Source organism: Pseudomonas sp. DD1, assembly GCF_044510355.1.
Taxonomy (GTDB): domain Bacteria; phylum Pseudomonadota; class Gammaproteobacteria; order Pseudomonadales; family Pseudomonadaceae; genus Aquipseudomonas; species Aquipseudomonas shahriarae.
On sequence record NZ_MSAJ01000012.1, the window covers coordinates 19,823 to 37,798 of the forward strand.

General features: G+C 61.1%; 16 protein-coding genes. 6 read left to right on the forward strand and 10 right to left on the reverse strand.

The annotated features are described in order from the left end of the window. Nucleotides 1-43: 43 nt before the first annotated feature. On the reverse strand, nt 44-1,552 hold the full coding sequence (locus tag PSFL_RS11665; protein ID WP_397470076.1) for a M10 family metallopeptidase C-terminal domain-containing protein: 1,509 nt from the start codon (nt 1,550-1,552) through the stop codon (nt 44-46). A gap of 232 nt (nt 1,553-1,784) precedes the next feature. Here PSFL_RS11665 and PSFL_RS11670 point away from each other — a divergent pair, with 232 nt between their 5' ends. Next, nucleotides 1,785-2,648 (forward strand): LysR family transcriptional regulator, encoded by an 864-nt coding sequence (locus tag PSFL_RS11670; RefSeq protein ID WP_057441615.1) that lies wholly within the window; start codon nt 1,785-1,787, stop codon nt 2,646-2,648. 50 nt (nt 2,649-2,698) lie between these two features. After that, nucleotides 2,699-3,703: a LacI family DNA-binding transcriptional regulator gene (locus PSFL_RS11675; RefSeq protein ID WP_057441621.1), complete on the forward strand. Its 1,005-nt coding sequence runs from the start codon at nt 2,699-2,701 to the stop codon at nt 3,701-3,703. Here PSFL_RS11675 and PSFL_RS11680 read toward each other — a convergent pair. The 6 genes from PSFL_RS11680 to PSFL_RS11705 form a co-directional block, all read right to left on the reverse strand. Then, nucleotides 3,700-4,425: an SDR family oxidoreductase gene (locus PSFL_RS11680; protein WP_115128587.1), complete on the reverse strand. Its 726-nt coding sequence runs from the start codon at nt 4,423-4,425 to the stop codon at nt 3,700-3,702. The genes PSFL_RS11675 and PSFL_RS11680 overlap by 4 nt on opposite strands. A 77-nt stretch (nt 4,426-4,502) precedes the next feature. Then, nucleotides 4,503-6,035 carry an FGGY-family carbohydrate kinase gene (locus PSFL_RS11685; RefSeq protein WP_115128588.1) on the reverse strand — a complete coding sequence of 511 codons (1,533 nt, stop codon included), beginning with the start codon at nt 6,033-6,035 and terminating at the stop codon, nt 4,503-4,505. 2 nt (nt 6,036-6,037) lie between these two features. Next, nucleotides 6,038-7,117: an alcohol dehydrogenase catalytic domain-containing protein gene (locus PSFL_RS11690; RefSeq protein WP_397470077.1), complete on the reverse strand. Its 1,080-nt coding sequence runs from the start codon at nt 7,115-7,117 to the stop codon at nt 6,038-6,040. Nucleotides 7,118-7,189: 72 nt separating this feature from the next. Then, on the reverse strand, nt 7,190-8,182 hold the full coding sequence (locus PSFL_RS11695) for an ABC transporter permease (protein WP_115128590.1): 993 nt from the start codon (nt 8,180-8,182) through the stop codon (nt 7,190-7,192). Further along, nucleotides 8,148-9,656, reverse strand: coding sequence for a sugar ABC transporter ATP-binding protein (locus PSFL_RS11700; protein ID WP_397470078.1), 1,509 nt, complete (start codon nt 9,654-9,656; stop codon nt 8,148-8,150). The genes PSFL_RS11695 and PSFL_RS11700 overlap by 35 nt, the downstream gene beginning before the upstream one ends. Before the next feature lie 63 nt (nt 9,657-9,719). Further along, the gene (locus PSFL_RS11705) at nt 9,720-10,634 is read right to left on the reverse strand and encodes a substrate-binding domain-containing protein (RefSeq protein ID WP_057444288.1); all 915 of its coding nucleotides are present in this window, start codon (nt 10,632-10,634) and stop codon (nt 9,720-9,722) included. Between the two features lie 286 nt (nt 10,635-10,920). Here PSFL_RS11705 and PSFL_RS11710 point away from each other — a divergent pair, with 286 nt between their 5' ends. Both PSFL_RS11710 and PSFL_RS11715 read left to right on the forward strand, forming a co-directional pair. Beyond that, nucleotides 10,921-11,607 (forward strand): sterol desaturase family protein, encoded by a 687-nt coding sequence (locus PSFL_RS11710; RefSeq protein WP_170059755.1) that lies wholly within the window; start codon nt 10,921-10,923, stop codon nt 11,605-11,607. Then, complete coding sequence (locus PSFL_RS11715; RefSeq protein ID WP_198849010.1) at nt 11,604-12,686, forward strand: SMP-30/gluconolactonase/LRE family protein; 1,083 nt, start codon at nt 11,604-11,606, stop codon at nt 12,684-12,686. Before PSFL_RS11710 ends, PSFL_RS11715 begins: the two co-directional genes overlap by 4 nt. A gap of 39 nt (nt 12,687-12,725) precedes the next feature. Here PSFL_RS11715 and PSFL_RS11720 read toward each other — a convergent pair whose 3' ends face one another. Further along, entirely contained in the window at nt 12,726-14,189 is a 1,464-nt protein-coding gene (locus PSFL_RS11720; RefSeq protein WP_397470079.1) for a hypothetical protein, read from the reverse strand. Between the two features lie 283 nt (nt 14,190-14,472). Between PSFL_RS11720 and PSFL_RS11725 the strand changes: the two genes are divergently transcribed. Further along, complete coding sequence (locus PSFL_RS11725; protein WP_273872336.1) at nt 14,473-15,132, forward strand: histidine phosphatase family protein; 660 nt, start codon at nt 14,473-14,475, stop codon at nt 15,130-15,132. A gap of 3 nt (nt 15,133-15,135) precedes the next feature. On the opposite strand, the gene PSFL_RS11730 is transcribed toward PSFL_RS11725, so the two are convergent. Both PSFL_RS11730 and PSFL_RS11735 read right to left on the reverse strand, forming a co-directional pair. Continuing rightward, nucleotides 15,136-15,978, reverse strand: coding sequence for a M10 family metallopeptidase C-terminal domain-containing protein (locus PSFL_RS11730; protein WP_273872337.1), 843 nt, complete (start codon nt 15,976-15,978; stop codon nt 15,136-15,138). Between the two features lie 160 nt (nt 15,979-16,138). Next, nucleotides 16,139-16,609: an Lrp/AsnC family transcriptional regulator gene (locus PSFL_RS11735; protein ID WP_032863716.1), complete on the reverse strand. Its 471-nt coding sequence runs from the start codon at nt 16,607-16,609 to the stop codon at nt 16,139-16,141. Between the two features lie 123 nt (nt 16,610-16,732). Here PSFL_RS11735 and PSFL_RS11740 point away from each other — a divergent pair, with 123 nt between their 5' ends. Continuing rightward, nucleotides 16,733-17,971: a methionine gamma-lyase gene (locus tag PSFL_RS11740; RefSeq protein WP_115128595.1), complete on the forward strand. Its 1,239-nt coding sequence runs from the start codon at nt 16,733-16,735 to the stop codon at nt 17,969-17,971. Nucleotides 17,972-17,976: the final 5 nt, after the last annotated feature.

The following is a 17,976-nucleotide window of genomic DNA, read 5'->3' on the forward strand; positions in this document are numbered from 1 at the left end:
GCAGGAGCCGGCTGACCGGCTCCGACTACAGGTTGCTGCGGGATTAGGCTTTGATATCGGAGCCCTTCAAAGGCTGCTCACTATCAATCTTGAGCAGGAAGTCGGCGCGACGATCACCGTTCAGGTCAATCTGCAGCGTGGACTGATGGGCTTGAGCGTCGTACTCCAAAATGGCCTGTCGACCTTCACCGGTAAACCGGCTGACGAACCTCATGGGTTTTTCCGCAATGTCACGCCTCGGCGCTGATTCAACTCCATGCAGCGCTTCATCAACCACTGAAACGTCACGCTCATCCACATAAGTAGCCTCTGGCCCCGTCGCCCGCAGGTTGGACACGTCGATCTTGTCCTTGCCCGACACGAAGTCGGTGATTCGATCAGGACTCTGCGGTGTCGATTGCTGCGCATTCAAGAACAGGTAGGAGTTCCTGCCACCGCCGCCAGTCAATATGTTCTGGGTAAGGTTGCTGATAAAAATATCGTTTCCCGCCCCACCCTTGGCGTTTTCGATGGTCGTGCCCTTGGCAATGAATACATTCTTTTTCATCCCGCCGACATCCGACGGTGCGCCCTCGTTGAGATTGATCACCTGATTATCGCTAAACCCAGAAAAATCCAGCGTGTCTACACCACCACCGTCCCAGACTGTAAACACCGGAGCGTCTCTGGATGAACTCAAACGATAAGCCTCACGGTCGGCATTGGAGTTGAAGCCATAGGTGGTATCGCCCGTCCGGGTTTCGTGGTTCGCCCCGTAGAGTTTCTGGATGGCGGCCATGTCATCCACCATCGGTGTAGAGGGCTGGTAGTTGATGCCGTTTTTTACGAAGGACTGGCCAGTATGCTGCTCACTCCAGTAGCTCATGATGCTATGCCCGCTGGTGTCCTCCGCGTAGGTAGCCGTCGCGTAACTCGAACCTGTAGGAAGGCTTCTGAACGGGTGCGACAACCCCAGGGCATGCCCCAGTTCGTGGGCGGTGGTTCTGTGCCCGTCGTTGGAATGGCTGGGGGCTGTATGGACCTCATCCGATCCGGCCAGCCATATTTCAGAGGCTGCACCGAACCGTGGAATACGCGGGTTTGCCGCCAGATATCGCTGTGTCGCTTCAGAAGGCAGCGTCGTCGCGAAAGCGTTTTTGCCGTCAGCGCTTTCATTGAAGTTTCCAAAGTTGATATTGCCCTCACTCACCGCTCCCTGACCCTGTTCGGTGAAGCGCACATTCGCCACATCCGACCATTGGTCCATGGCCTGCCGCGCTGAATCCTTCTGGGCCTGATTGAACTCACTGAACCCACTCAGGCCCAATGCCCGAAAAAACGGCCCGGCCGTCGTTCGAAACTGGTAGGTGACATCAGTTTTTCCATCGCCATTGGTATCGTGCCAACGGGAATTGTCACGGGTTATCTCATCGGCGGCCTGCTCGACGGTATATGAAGGTTTGCCGTTGATTGTGCGTTCGCCACCGCGTTGATCGTGGTGAAGGACACGATCCAAGTGAGTCACGGTATTGCTGGCAAAGGGAGAAGGGTTAAACGTTGTTGAAGTCGACATGTTGCGTCTCCTTTTCACTGGTGCAGTGAAGTGGTGAGAAATGCCGGGGGGCGAGCCCGCCTGGGCACATCCCAAACTAGCCCTGCACACAGCGAGCAGACATAGGCCTTTCCTTAAGGAGAGCGTGAGCCCACGCGCACGCGCTGAGCCCTGGAGCAACGCACTCATCGAAGAGGTGCGTGGTATCGTTGACACTTTTCGCGAGCACGCTCGCTCCTGCCTCGGAGCCGACATGGACATCGAACTGGCACGCACTTTCCTGGAAATCACCCGTTGCGGCAGCCTGGCCGCTGCCGCCGAGAAACTGCACGTTACCCAGACCGCCATCACCGCCCGGGTACAAAAGCTCGAAAGCCAGCTCGACAGCACCCTGTTTGTGCGCAACCGCGCCGGGGCGCGGTTGACGGCCGATGGCGAGGCATTCGTGGTGTATGCCAATCAACTGGTGCAAACCTGGGAAGCCGCACGCCGCGACCTGCCGTTACCCGAGGGCTATCGTAATGTGTTGCATATCGGCGGCGAAGTCAGCCTGTGCAACCCGCTGATCCTCGGCTGGGCCAAGGCCCTGCGCGAACACATCCCCAGCCATGCGCTGCGCACCGAAGTGCGTGACGGGGAGTACCTGTTGCGCCAGCTGGAACTGGGGGTGCTGGATGCGGCGCTGGTGTTCCAGCCGCAGTACTGGCCGGGGTTGCAAGTGGAGCAGGTACTGGAGGAAAAACTGATCCTAGTGCGCCTGGCCACCCGCCCCGATCCCTATGTGTATATCGACTGGGGCGCGGGCTTTCGCCAGCAACACGACGCCGCCCTGCCGGACAAGGCCCGCGCGGCTGTGAGTTTCAACCTGGGACCGTTGGCCTTGCAGTACATCCTGGAGAACGGTGGCAGCGGCTATTTCCGCACGCGGGTGGTGCAGAGCTATCTCGAGAGCGGCGTGATGGAGCGCGTGCCCAAGGCCCCGGAGTTCAGTTTCCCGACCTACCTGGTGTACTCGCGTGAGCGTGATTCGGCGATCCTGCAGCAGGCCCTGGTGCTGCTGCGCGGGGTGGTCAAGGCCGAGAGCGATTGGTCACAGCGTTGGGATCCGGTGCTTTGAACCGATGCCCATGGTAGCCTCCTGATGTTTTCTCCTGGTCCCACCTGCCGATGAACAAGAAAAAATCCGTCACCATCAGCGACATCGCCAAACGCGTCAATATGACCACCATCACGGTGTCGCGGGCGTTGAGCAAACCTGACCTGGTCAAGCCCGCCACCCTGGCGCGGATCCTTGAGGTGGCGCGGGAGCTGGACTATGTGCCCAACGCCTTTGCTCGCGGGCTCAAGCGCAGCGAAAGCCTGATCATCGGGGTGATCACCGCGTCGGTGGACAACCCGTTCTACAGCGAAATGATCAAGGCGATTTCCCGCGAGGCGAAAAAGCACGGCTACACCATCATGCTGGTGGACACCGACGAGCTGGAAGAATTGGAAAGCAAGGCCGTGGATACCCTGCTGGGTTATCGCGTGGCGGGGATTATCCTGTCGCCGGTCTCCGACGAGCCCGACTACCAGCCCGATTACCTGGAGCGCCTGGGCAACGGCAAGACCCCGGTGGTGCTGCTCGACCGCACGATCCACGACAGCCCGTTCAGCCGCGTGGTGCTGGACAACTACCACAGCGGGATCGAGGCCGCGCAGTACCTGTTGCGCCAGAACCCGGCGCTCAAGCGCCTGCTGGTACTGACCGGGCCGCAGCATTCACGCATCACCGTGGAGCGCCTCAAGGGCCTGCGCGAAGTGCTCGCCGAGCATCCCCAGGTGCAGGTCGAAGTGTGCGCCGGCGACTACACCTTGATGCCCTCCTACCTGCACACCCTCGACTACCTGGCCGCGCACCCCGCGCCGGAGGCGATCATGGGTTTCAACCAGTTGATCACCCTCGGCGCCCTGCGCGCCTTGCGCATGCACAATATCCCCCACGACAGCCTGACCATCTGCGGCATCGACCGCCTGCCGTTTGCAGATATCTTCGGCGTGCCGATTGCCTGCGTGGCCCACGATGCGTCGCTGGCCGGCAGCAGTGCAGTGCGCCTGTTGCTCGACCGCCTGCAAGACCCGCACAAACCCCGGGACAAGGTGGTGATCGCCGGCAAGCTGGAGAACGGCTAGCGGCTGGTGTAGCCGCCATCAATCGGCAGGCTGACCCCACTGATCATGCTCGCGGCCTCACTCAACAGGAACAGCACCGGCAACGCCACTTCCCGGGGTTGCGCAAAACGCCCCAGGGGAATCGCCGCCAGGGCCGGGTCGCGCTTGGCCGGGTCGGACCAGGCCTGTTGCGCCATCGGCGTGAGGGTCACGGTGGGGTTGACGCTGTTGACGCGGATCCCGAAACGTCCCCATTCGGCACATTGCACACGGGTGATCGCATCCAGGGCAGCCTTGGACGCGCAATAACCGAGGTGATCCTCCAGCGCCACCAACGAGGCCTGGCTGGAAACGTTGACGATACTGCCGGCGATACCAGCCGCGATCATCGCCGCCGCTACCCGGCTGGCGACTTGCGCGGCGGCGCGGGCGTTGACGTTCATCACGTGGTCGAAGGCGGCGCTGCTGATCGCCGCTGCCGGTTCCAGGCGCGAGATCCCGGCGCAATTGACCAGGCCGTGCATGGGCGGCAAGTCCTTGAGGGCCAGATCCAGGGCGGCGCTGTTGGCGATGTCCAGGCACAGGGTTGCACAACCCAATTGGGACAGGGCGTGGGCATCGCGGCCGATGGCAAAGATCTGGGCGCCGCTGGCGATCAGTTGCAGGGCGATTTCCCGGCCAATACCGCTGGTGGCGCCGGTAACAAGGATGCGCTGGTGGCTGAAGTCGAAGGTGGTGGTCATGGATGACGGTCTCGAATGCAATGGAGAACCCCTGTGGGAGCTGGTTTGCCTGCTCCCAAATCTTGGTCTGTGTTCACTTAACTCATTTGCAGGCTGTGCATGATCGGTTTGAGTGCCGGATACAGCCTCAGGTAGTCGGCAAAAGCGCGGTCGTATGCCTGCACATTTTCAGCCCCAGGCTCGGCCCGCAGCTGCAACTGCACCCAACCTTTGTCCATTTGCGCCTTATCCACCAGCCCCACCGTATGCGCCGCCAACAACGCTGCGCCCAGCGCCGCCTCCACTTCCTGGACGATGGTGTACACCGGGTAGCGGGTGACATCCGCGATAATCTGCATCCACAAATCCGAATGGCTCGCGCCGCCCACCACGATCAACCGTGGGTCCAGGGAATGGGCACCGCGCATGCCCGCCTCGATATTGTGCCGCAGGGCAAAACTCACGCCTTCGAGCACCGCGCGGTACAGGTGGATGCGGCTGTGATAGAGGTTCAGGCCGACAAAACTGCCGCTGGCCTGGTCATCCCACACCGGGCTGCGCTCGCCCATCAGGTAGGGCAAAAACAACAGCCCTTCACTGCCCGCCGGGATCTCGCGCGCGCGCTGTTCCAGCAGCCACAGGCTGTCTTGGCCGGTGGCCTGGGCCTGTTGCTCCTCGGCCTGGCAGAACTGCTCGCGAAACCAGCTTACCGAGGCACCGGCAGTAATCGCGCCGCCAAAGATGTACAGGTCCTGCTGGCCGTTATAGACATGGGGCATGCTCACCAGGCCATGGCGGGCATCCACCTGCTGGTTGAGGTAGCCCCAGCACATGCTGGTGCCGATCATCGCCACGTGGTTGCCCGGCCGGGTGACGCCGGCCGCCAGGGTCGCCATCGCCGCATCGACGCCACCGGCCAGCACCGGCATGCCCGGCGCCAGGCCCAGGCGCCTAGCCCATTCCGGCAGCAAACCGCCCACCACTTCGCCCGAATACAGCAAGCGCTCGGGCATCATTGCCAACGGGATATCCAGCGCCGCCAGCATCTCGACGGACCAGCCGCGCGCGGCCACATCATAGACCCCGCCGATATTGCCGGCGCTGCTGTGATCCACCGCCACCTCACCGGTCAGGCAGTAATTGATATAGCTGTTGGGCGGCAGCAGGTAGCGGGTGTTGGCCCAGACTTCAGGCTGGTGCTGCTTGAGCCAGAGCATCTTGGTGAAGCCGTAGTAGCTGTCCAGGGAGTTGCCGGTGACCGCGAACAGGCGCTCCAGGTCAACCTGCTCGCGGACCCAGGCCACCTGCTCGCCGGCGCGGCGGTCCATCCAGATCAGGCATGGGTGCAGCGGCTTGATCTGCGCATCCACGGCTATCCCCGAGCCGCCGTACAGGCTGCTGATGCACAGCGCCTTGACCTGCTCTTTGACGACCCCGGCCTTGCCCATGCACCCGGCCACACAGGCCTCCACCGCGTCCAGCCAGACCTGCGGCCACTGCTCGGCCCAGCGCACTTTTGGCGTGTCCACGCGATAGCCCTGGCTGTGCTGGGCAATGATCCGACCCTCACCATCCACCAACAGCGCCTTGGTGCTTTGGGTGCCAATGTCCACGCCAATCACGTATTTCATACTTATTGCCCCGGCTTGAGCAGCACCTTGATCGACTTCACCGAGTTGGCCAGGTCGAACGCTTCGGCCCAGTTATCCAGGGGGAAATCGTGGGTGACGATGCCCTTGGATGTCACCAGGCCGCGCTCGAACAGGTCGATGGCCACCGGGTAGCAATACGGCCCCAGGTGTGCGCCGCGTACGTCCAGTTCCTTGCGGTCACCGATGATTGACCAGTCGGCACTGGTCTCGGCGCCGAACACGCTGAACTCGACAAACCGCCCCAGCTTGCGGATTAAATCCAGGCCCTGGGTCACGCCGGCCGGCACGCCAGTGGTCTCGATATACACGTCGCAGCCGTAGCTGTCGGTCAGGCCCTTGATGATCGCACGGGCGTTGTCACGGGCCGGGTTGATCACCACATCGGCGCCGTATTTTTTCGCCAGCTCCAGGCGCTCGTCGACCATGTCGATCACCACCAGCTTTTTCGGGGTCTTCAGCGCAGCCACCTGGACCATGCACAGGCCCAGGGTGCCGGCACCGGCAATCACCACCACGTCATCGAGTTGCAGGTCGCCACGGTTGACCGTATGGATCGCGCAGGCCATGGGCTCGATCAACGCCGAATCCTCCAGGGACACCGACTCGGGAATCTTGTGCACGATGGCGGTCTTGGGGATGCGCATGTACTGGGCCATGCCGCCTTCGGCCACTTCGCGCTGGAAGCCGAAAATGTTGTGCACTTCGCACATCCAGTACTTGCCGGACTTGCAGAAGCGGCACTTGCCACAGGGCACGATCTGCTCGGCGATGACCTTGTCGCCGACCTTGACCTCAAAGTGCTCCTCGGCGCCCTCGCCCACTTGCTCCACGTAACCGAAAAACTCGTGCCCCGGCACCACCGGCGCCTTGACCCACGGATTGTCGCCACCCCAGAACATCGCCGCGCCCGAGTGGCATTTGCAGTCACTGGCGCAGATCCCGCAGGCGGCAATGCGGATCACCAGTTCATTGGGCCGCGCCAGGGGTTTGCTGATGCGCTCCAGGCGGTAGTCTTTCGGGCCGTGGCAGACGACGGCTTGCATTTGGCTGTGCTTATCCATGATGTACTGACCTTTATTGAAGATGAGAGAGCCCGTCGCGGCCACGGCGGCCGCGTTGAGGTGCTGGGTTTTTTACTTGTGGCGCTGACGGCTGATAAAGATCGCCAGCAGAATAATTGCGCCCTTGATCACGCTCTGCACATAGGGCGAGACCCCAAGCATGTTCAGGCCGTTGTTCAACACGCCCAGCAGCATGGCGCCGAGCAAGGTGCCGACAATCACCCCGCGCCCACCGGCAATCGAGGCGCCGCCCAGGACCACTGCGGCAATCGCATCCAGCTCGAAACCGATGCCGGCGTTGGGTTGGCCACTCATCAGGCGCGAGGTCAACACCAGCCCGGCAATCGCTGCGGTCAGGCCGCTGATGCCATACACCAGCAACTTGAAGCGCGCCGCGCGCACCCCGGACAGGCGCACCGCCTCTTCGTTGCCACCGATGGCGTAGATGTAGCGACCGATGCGTGTGTGTTGCAGCAGCACGTAGGCCATCAGGTAGGTGACCAGCATGATCAGGATCGGCACCTGGATGCCCAGCAGGCTTTGGCGGCCAAAGAAACCAAACCACTCCGGCAGCCCGGAAATCGGATAACCATCGGTGTACATCAGGCCAAAACCCCGGGCGATGCCCATGGTCGCCAGGGTGACGATGATCGGCGGCATATGCAGGTACGCCACGAACAGCCCGTTACCGATACCAAAGGCCACGCCGATCAACAGGCCCGCGCCAATCGCCAGGCCCGGCGGCAGGCCCGCGACCATCAGCCCGGCGGTCAGGGTGCCGGACAAGGCCATCACCGGCCCCACCGACAAGTCGATACCACCGGTGAGGATCACGCAGGTCATGCCCACCGCGATGATCGCGTTGATCGACACCTGGCGGCCGATATTGGACAGGTTGCTGGCGGTAAGGAAGTTGTCGCTGGCCACGATCATCACCGCCGTGACCACCAGCAGCCCGATAAACGGATAGAACGCCGGCGAGCGCACCAGTCGTGCCAGGTTCAGCCGTAGCCCCTGGGTACCTGCGCGGTTAATGGACGTATTCACTTGAGCCCCCTGTTGCATGGCGCATGACCTCTTGTGGGTTGACGGCGGACGCTTCCAGTACCTTGACGATGGCGCCCTTGTGGAACACGGCGACGCGGTCGCACATGCCGATGATTTCCGGCAGTTCGGAGGAAATCATGATGATTGCGTAGCCTTGCTCGGTGAGCTTGCGCATCAGCGCGTAGATCTGTGCCTTGGCGCCGACGTCGATGCCACGGGTTGGTTCATCGAACACCAGCACATCGCAGTGATGGTTGATCCAACGAGCAATCACCACTTTCTGCTGGTTGCCGCCGCTCAGGTTGAACACCCGGCTTTCGCCGCTCGGCGCCTTGATCGACAGTTGCTGCATCAACGCTTCGACACTGGCGCACTCCTTGCCCTTGTCGATCAGGCCGCTGGCGCCCTGGTACTTGTGCAGGTTGTTGATGGAGATGTTTTCGCGAATGCTGAAATCGGTGATCAGGCCTTCGCTCTTGCGACTTTCCGGCAGCAGGCCGATGCCGTGGGCCAACGCCTGGGCCGGGTCGTCGAGGCTGATTTTGGCGCCGCGCAACCACACATCCTTGGTCACCGACGGCAGTGCGCCCATCATCCCCAGTGCCATCTCGGTACGGCCCGAACCGACCAGCCCGGCAAAGCCGAGGATTTCGCCCTGGTGCAGGTGGAACTGGTTGTGGGGGCCATTGCGTTGCAACTGGATATCCCTGACCTCCAGCAGCAGCGGCCCGCGCGCGGCGGTGGGTTTGGCGGGGAAGCTGCATTCCAGCTTGCGGCCCACCATCATCTCCACCAGGCGGTCAATATCGCTGTCGGCCACGTCGGTGACGCCGGCATTGCCGCCGTCGCGCAACACGCTGATGCGGTCGCACACCTGGAAAATCTCCTCCAGATGGTGCGAGATAAAAATCACCGCCACGCCCTGGCGCTTGAGTTCGCGCATGATCTCGAACAGCAGTTCGGCCTCGCTCGGCGTCAGGGTCGCGGTGGGTTCGTCGAGCACCAGCAACCGCGCTTCCAGGGCCAGGGCCTTGGCGATTTCGACAAACTGCTGCTCGGCCACGCTCAGGCGCCGCACCGGGCATTGCAGGTCGATGCTCACCCCCAGGCGCTGAAACAATGCCTGGGACGCCTCATGCATATCGCGCTTGCGCAGCAGGCCGAAGCGGTTGTTCAGCTCATGGCCGAGGAAAATATTCTCCACGGCCGTGAGGTCGGGAATCAGGCTGAACTCCTGGAAGACAATGCCGATACCGGCGGCAATCGCATCGCGATACGTCGCAAAGTGCCGGGCCTGCCCGTCAATCAGAATGCGCCCTTCATCCTGGTGCTCGACGCCGCCGAGGATTTTCATCAGGGTCGATTTGCCCGCGCCATTTTCCCCGAGCAAGGCATGAATTTCACCGCGTTCCACCTGCAGGTTGATGGACTTGAGGGCTTGCACCCCGGGGTAGCGCTTACAGATATTTTCCAGTTGCAAAAGACTGCTCATACCGCCGACCTCTCGTTCAGAAGGATGCCCTGTGCCCCACGATTGACGTGGGGCATGGACGGTTTACCAGCTGAAATCCTTGGCCTTGGCCTGGTCGATCAGGGCGATGTCCACCGGGATACTGGCGGGGACATGGGAGCCCCACTTCTTCGCCAGGGCGATGCCCAGGGCCAGGCGGATCTGGTCGCGGGGGTACTGCGCCGAGGTGGCGATAAACTTGCTGCCTGGCTTGAGGATGGCCTTGATCGCTTCCGGTGCGCCATCAACGCTGACCAGCTTGACATCCATGCCGCTGGCTTCGATGGCCGACAGTGCGCCGAGGGAGCCGTTGTCATTGACGCTGAAAATGCCCTTGAGGGTGGGTTGGGCCTGGAGCATGTTTTCGGTCACGCTCAGCGCCTGGTCACGTTCCTGCTTGCCGTTCTGGATGCTGACGATCTTGATCTGCGGGTGCTTGGCCACGGCTTCCTTGCAACCGCGCACGCGCTCGAGGATCGGTACCACGGCGATGCCGTCGAGGATCGCGATATTGCCTTGGTCGCCGATGCTCTTGGCCAGGTATTCACAGGCCTGGAAGCCGGCGTCGAAGTTTTTCGAGCCGACAAAGGAATCCAGCGGCCCCTCGGCCTGGGCATCCACTGCAACCACCACCACACCCGCGGCGTGGGCCGATTTGACGGCGGACTGCACGCCGACCGAATCCGTGGGGTTGATCAGCAGGATGTCGATGCCCTTTTGCAGCATGTCTTCCACGTCACTGACCTGCTTGGACACGTCGTGGCGGGCATCGGTGATGATCAATTGCGCACCGATGGTCGCCGCCGCTTCTTGCAGGGCGTCTTTCATGGTGACGAAGTACGGGTTGTTGATTTCCTGGAAGGAAGCGCCGATGCGCATGGGGGCAGGCTTGGTGTCGGCCAGGGCGACGGTGGAGATGCTTAAAGCCAACAAACACAGGGTTTTGCGAAGCATTTTCATGGCGTGGTTCTCTGTTTTGTTTTTATTTTTAGAGCAAATGTTATCGTTAACATTTTGCCAGAAGCTAGCAAGGAAATGCGGTGGGTGCAAGCCCCTTGCGATATCCCTTGTGGGTGTGGGCATGCTCGCGTGGGTCGTTAAGGCGCACACCCGAGGTGTTCTTACTGGCGCGATCGCAGCGATGCGGCGACCCGACAAGCCAGCGCCCACAGGGGCTAGCTCAGCTCGCAAAATCCTCAGGCCGGACTAAGCTCACTCACCAACAAAAAATACAACGAGCGACGCCATGACCCATCCCACCGAGGCCTTTCGCGAACGCTACCGTGCCGCTGTTCACCCACGCTATAACCCGTGGCTGCATGCCGGTTTTGTAATGCTCTACGGTTTGTCCTGCATCCTCCTGGCCTGGGGCAGCACCCAGCACATTCAGGCCTGGGAATGGCTGACCATCCCCCTGACCCTGGTGTTCTTCAACCTGTGCATCTACCTCGTCCACCGCCACCTGGGCCATCACAAACACGCTGTCGCCAAGCTGTTCTATGCACGCCACACCGGCGATCACCACAGTTTTTTCACCCCTGGCCATATGACCTACGACAGCCCCAGGGACTGGCGGGTGATCCTGTTTCCCGCCTGGCTGATCGTTGTCCATAGCCTTGCCATCACCCTCCCCGCCTGGTGGCTGCTCAAGCAGTTAAACCCCAACGTGGCGGGGTTGTTCGCCGGGTGTATGATCCTCGGTTACCTGCTCTACGAAACCTTCCATGCCTGTGAACATCTGCCCTCCGACCATCCCCTGGCACGCCTGCCGTGGATCCGGCACATGCACCAGCTCCATGCGTTGCACCACCGCCGTGAGTTGATGCAAGGGCGCAACTTCAACATTGTGCTGCCGCTGATGGACTATCTGTTCGGCACGTTGCACTGGGAGCCGGTCACGCCCCCCTCCAAAGCCCCTCGGGACACACCATGAATCAAAAAATCCGCCACTTGCTGCTCCTGGTATTGATCGTCGTCGTGGCCTTCCTGCTGCTGATGCCCACCCAGGTGCAACCGGTCAACTGGACACCACCCAAGGCCCCCTCGCTGAAGGATGGGCCCTACAGCGAAAACCAGCGCCTGAAGGACGTCCAGCGTATCGGTGCCCAGGGCATCGACGGGCCTGAAGCGTTGCTGGTGGATGCCAAGGGTTTTCTGATCACCGGCCTGCATGACGGGCGGATCATCCGCACCGCACCCGACAGCCAGACCCTGGAGGTGCTGGCCCATACCGGGGGGCGGCCGCTGGGCCTGGCGCAACACCCGGACGGGCGGCTGATCATTGCCGACGGGGTCAAGGGCCTGCTGGCACTGGACGACCAGCGCAAACTGGCCAGCCTGACGACCAGCGCCAATGGCCTGCCCTTCGGCTTTACCGATGATGTGACGGTGGATGCGGCCGGGCACTACGCCTACTTCAGCGACGCGTCGAGCCGCTGGGGCTATGGCCAGGATGGTGAGGCGGTGATCGAGCATGGTGGCGATGGCCGCTTGTTGCGCTATGACTTCAGCAACGGCCGGACCGAGGTGTTGCTCGATCAACTGCAATTTGCCAACGGCGTGGCGCTGGGGCCGGATGAGGCCTATGTGCTGGTCAATGAGACCGGGGCCTATCGCATCAGTCGCTATTGGCTCAAGGGCGACAAGGCGGGCACCCATGACCTGTTTATCGACAACCTGCCAGGGTTGCCGGACAACCTCACCTTCAACGGCCGGGATCGGTTCTGGGTAGCCCTGTATTCACCGCGTAACCCGCTGCTTGATGGCTTGGCCGGTTACCCGGCGGTCCGCAAGATGGTGGTCCGTGCGCTGCTGGTGCTGCCCAAGCCCGTGGAGCGCAAAGCCTTTGTGCTGGGGTTGGACGTGCATGGCCAGGTGATCGCTAATTTGCAGGATGGCAGTGCCGGCAACTATTCGCCGGTGACCACGGCGCGCGAGCATGGCGACTGGCTGTACCTGGGCTCGCTGAAGAACACCAGCATGGCCCGCTTGCCACTGAAACTGGCGCTGTAGAAGCCGACTTGCCGGCGATCGCCGGCAAGCCGTTTTCGGTTAGCGCACGATGGTCTGGCTGCAGATATGCCCCAGGCTTACGTACTGCGTGATGTTGCCGCCCACGCCAACACCGGGGAACTCTTTGAGCTCGATGCGCCAGCCGCCCATGTTGAACCAGGTCCGCCAGTTGTAGGTCTGGCCGGACGAGCTGTCCGGGTAGACCGCATTGAGATCGCCGGAGCAGGTGCCCAGGTCGACATTGCCGGAGGCCGCGCCGGTGATACCGGTCTTGGCCTCGTAATTGACCCAGTGGTAGTTGATGGTGTTATCGAAACGCTTGTCGACCCGCAGCACCGGGGTCACACCCCGCAACGGCTCACCGGTGCTGTCCGACCATTGGGTGCTCCAGCTCAGGCTACGGGCAGCCTGGGTTGCCAGTTGCATGATCGAACTGGGAATGCGCACCACGTTATCGCCATTCACATTGCTCTGGTTCAGTCGCGGCGCCGAGCCAAAAGACAAGAGGTATCGCGCCTGCGGGTTGAGCGCCACTGCCGGGTTGGCCCGCACCCGAACCTTGACGGTGTAGCCAGGCGTGAGGTTAGGGTAGGTGGAGGTGTTGTTTGGCTGGATCACCACCCAATTGTTGCCATCGAAACGCTCGAAGATCCACTGGTCGCGGGTGCCCTCGCCGTCATCGCCAAGGAACATGCCCACACCCTGGCCGCGCAGCGCGGTGAAGTCGAAGTAATCGACATCGTTGACGCTGTCGAGGTTGCCGGTCACCTGGTTCAGGGCATCCGGGAGGGCGAACGCGGTTTGCGCGGTGTCGTTGGGCTCGAAGGCGTCGATATTGCTGTCCACCGCCACGCCAAAACTGAACTGCGAATTGCTCGCGGCTTTGGCCACCATGTACCAGTAGTAATCGCCGGCAGGCATCACGCCGTTGAGGTATTCATCAGTGCTGTCTGCGTTATCAGAGGTGCCCAGCAGCGTCAGGTTGCCCTGGCCATCGTCATGGAACAGGCTCAACGACATATCGGTACCGGCGCTCTGGTTCAGCAGTTGGACCTGGATGCGAGCGTTTTTCGGCAGGTTGAAGTGATAGGCAATTTCGGCCCCGGTCTCTACCCCGGTGAGGGTGTACAGGGTGTTGATATCCAGGGTCGGGAACTGTGGGGTAAAAGCCGCGATCGCTGCGCCTTGCAGTTGATCCTGCTGCGGCTTTTGCAACTCGCCGATCACCGCCTCAAAGGGCGCAGCGCTGGCTGTGGCTTTGCTCGCCAGGGCCTTGGGCTTGGCTGCCTTGGCCGCCTTGAGTTTTTGCTTGAGTTCGACCGACAATTTCGACGACTGGACCTTGCCCCCCACTTTAAGCACTTGATCGACCGCTTGCTTGACTGCCTGAGCGGACAGTTTGGCTGGGGCTTGCGAAGGGTATTGTTCGGCCAGGGCAAAGGCCGAAACGAAGCAGGAGGCCGCCATGGCCGCGCCCAGCATAAAGGCTTTTTTCGATTTCATTTTTTATCCATCCATAGTTAAAAAATTGTGGCGTCGGTGCGCGGTGAAATCCGTTCACCTGGGATGGACTGTAGGATAATACTGTATATCTGTACAGTATTTTTTCAAATAGATGTAAGGAGGATGTGATCAGTGCTGTAGGAGAAACTGACCTTGTTGCGAGGGACTTATCCCTCGCCACCCAGGCAATTTTTTCACATCGCTTTCACTGGCCGACCACGCCCTGCCCCCTAAATTGCCCAGCAACACAAACGGCTGTATCTCAGGTGTCAGGGTGAAGAGTGTGGTTGACATAAATTGCCCGGATGAGGGCCGGGCGAAAACCTTCAAGCAGTTATGGCTGCGCTTCGTTGCGCTCATCGCCCTGTGCCTGGTGGTGATGGGCGCAATGCTCTGGCCAACCACGCCGCCGAACCTGGGAATCGACAATCGCCTGGTCACTTCGGGGGCCTTGGCGGCCTGGCGCAGTGGCGACCTGATCGTGCTGGTACGCCATGAAGAACGCTGCGACCGCTCTGGCAACCCCTGCCTGGGCCCTGCGGATGGCTTGAGCCGCCCCGGCGGTGTCTCGGCCGTCGCCGTGGGTAGCGCGTTCCACACCCTGGGCATGTCCCACAGCGATGTGGTGAGCAGCCCTACCACGCGTACCGTGCAAACCTCGCGACTCATGTTCGGCGATGCCCAGATATTGCCCGACCGCTTGACCTTATGTGGCACGGCCCTCGCCCACGATCTGCCGGTACGCAAACGCCCTGGGCGCAACCTGTTGCTGGTCACCCACAGCGAATGCATCGGTGACCTGGAGCGGGTGCTGGGTTACCCCCACGCTGATGGCGCCGAATATGGCAGCTCACTGTTCGTTCAAATCAATGCGCATGGCAAGCTCAAGGTGCTGGGTGTACTGAACAGCCAGGACTGGCCCACCGCCCTTGGACACCTTTAGCGATCAGCTCACGATATCGCTGCGCTGCAGTTCTCCCTGCACCTCCAGGACAAAGGCCGGCTGGCTGGGTTTTCCCGAAATCTGCAACGTGCTCATGTTCGACTGTCGGTCATAGGCGACGATGGCTTCACCGCTCACCCCGGTAAAACGGCTGACAAACTGCAACGGTTTATCACCCAGCTGCGCCCTGATACCTGACACGTCAACCTTGTCCTCGCCGCTGACAAAGTCCTGGATCCGGTCCGGTGCCGTGGCGCTGGAGTCGTTGCCATCGCCACCGCGCAGTTCGTTATTCGCGGCGTTGCCCACCAGCCAATCGTTGCCTGTCCCACCCTTGGCATTCTCGATAGTGGCGCCATAAGCAATGGAAACGTTGCCTTTTAGGCCATCCACATCGGAAAACGTACCCTCTTCAAGACTGATTTTCTGGTCTTGGCTGTAGCCCGAGAAGTCAAGCGTGTCATTGCCGCCACCGTCCCAAATGGCGGCGACCATTTTGTCGTGCTTGGTATTGACGCTCAGGAAGTCACGACCGGTATTGGAATTGAAGCCATACGTGGTGTCGTCTTTGCGGGTCTGGTGATTGACGCCATATTTGGATTGGTAAGCGTAAATATCGTCGAGCTGGGGAGCCGACGCCCGAAAGCCCCCATGATTGGCATAGGTCGTGCGTTCGCCCCGATAGCTCATGACGCTATGGCTTTGAGAGTCTTCATGGGAGTCGATCTTCGAACGTTCGAGAATGCCGTTGTAGTTGCCGGGGTGCGTAAGCCCCATTGCGTGGCCCAGTTCATGGATGAGCGTATGGCGACCGGCATCACCAAGCTGGGCTTTGGGCACGGACATATCTTTATCATTGCTTACAAACCAGACATCGCCCCCCTGCCCTTTAGCATCCGGCAGTACCGTATGGGCTTGAAGGGTCACAGCGGAGCAAGAAATACGATTTATCTCTTAAGCCGGCAGGAAAGCACCACGGCCTTGCGCAATCCCCATGAGCGCCTCATCACCCCGGCAACGGAATCACCCGCAACGGCCTGACCGACTTGTAGGAAAAGCTCGAGTAGATTTCCTTCACACACGGCAATGTCTGCAACACCTCACGGGCAAATTCGCCGAAGGACTCCAGGTCCCTGGCCACCACTTCCAGCAAAAAATCATAGCGGCCGGACACGTTATGGCAGGCGACGATTTCCGGGATGTCCAGCAACCGCTGTTCAAACGCCCGGGCGATTTCCTTGGAATGGGTATCCATCATGATGCTGACAAAGGCCGTAACCCCGTAGCCCAGGGCTTTGGGCGAAAGGATCGCCTGGTAGCCGCTGATCACGCCGCTGTCTTCCAGGTTCTTGACCCTTCGCCAGCAGGGCGAGGTGGTCAGGGACACGCGCTCGGCCAGTTCGGCGACGGTCAGGCGAGCGTTGCCTTGCAGGGCGTTGAGCAGGGCTTTGTCGGTACGGTCCAGGCTACTGGGCATGTCTTGCCTCAAGTTGTTATTTTTATGGGATTTCATCCTTCGCCACAGGCTTTTCTCGGCAAAGTAGGCAACGTTCTGCCTCGGTTATGAGCATAGCATTGTAGGAAATAAGGAGTGTCCGACATGCACAATAAACACAACACATTCGGCTTTTCTACCCGTGCCATTCACTACGGCTACGATGCGCAAGACCATCACGGTGCCCTGGTGCCGCCGATCTATCTGTCGGCGACCTTTGCCTTCCCGACCGCCGAATACGGCGCGGGGTGTTTTGCCGGTGAAGAAAGCGGGCACTTCTACACGCGCATTTCCAACCCGACCCTGGCGCTGCTGGAATCACGCATGGCCACCCTGGAGGGCGGTGAGGCCGCAGTGGCGTTCAGTTCCGGCATGGGCGCGATTGCGGCGACCTTCTGGACCCTATTACGCCCCGGCGATGAGGTGATCGTCAGCCAGACCTTGTACGGCTGTACTTTCGCCCTGCTGCACCATGGCATTGGTGAGTTCGGCATCAAGGTGCGCCATGTCGACCTGGCAGACCTCGACGCCCTGCGCGCCGCACTCTCCCCCGCGACCCGCATGATCTACTGCGAAACCCCGGCCAACCCCAACCTGCAATTGATCGACATTGCCGCCGTGGCCAAGATCGCTCACCAGCAAGCCAACGTGACCATGGTGGTTGATAACACCTACTGCACCCCGTACCTGCAACGCCCGCTGGAACTGGGCGCGGATGTGGTGGTGCATTCGGCCACCAAGTACCTCAGCGGGCATGGCGATATCACTGCCGGGATCGCCGTCAGCCGCCATGACCTGGCGCAGCGCATTCGCCTGCAGGGCTTGAAGGACCTGACCGGGGCCGTACTGTCGCCCCAGGACGCCTTTCTATTGATGCGCGGTCTCAAGACCCTGGCCCTGCGCATGGATCGCCATTGCAGCAATGCCCAGGCCGTGGCCGAGGCCTTGCAGGCCCACCCGGCAGTCGAGTCGGTGACCTACCCCGGCCTGCGCTCCTTCCCGCAATACGAGTTGGCAGCACGTCAGATGAAACTGTCGGGCGGCATGATTGCCTTTGAACTCAAGGGCGGCATCGCCACCGGCAAACGCTTCATGAACGCGCTCAAGCTGTTCAGCCGCGCAGTGAGCCTGGGCGACGCCGAATCCCTGGCCCAGCACCCGGCCAGCATGACCCACTCCACCTACACCCCGGAGGAACGTGCCCAGCACGGGATTGCCGAAGGACTGGTGCGCTTATCGGTGGGGCTGGAGGATATCGCAGACCTGCTGGCGGATATCGAGCAGGCGCTGGCGCATTGCGTCAAGCGCGCACCGGCGAGCAAACCGGCGACGCATTCCGCGTAGAAATG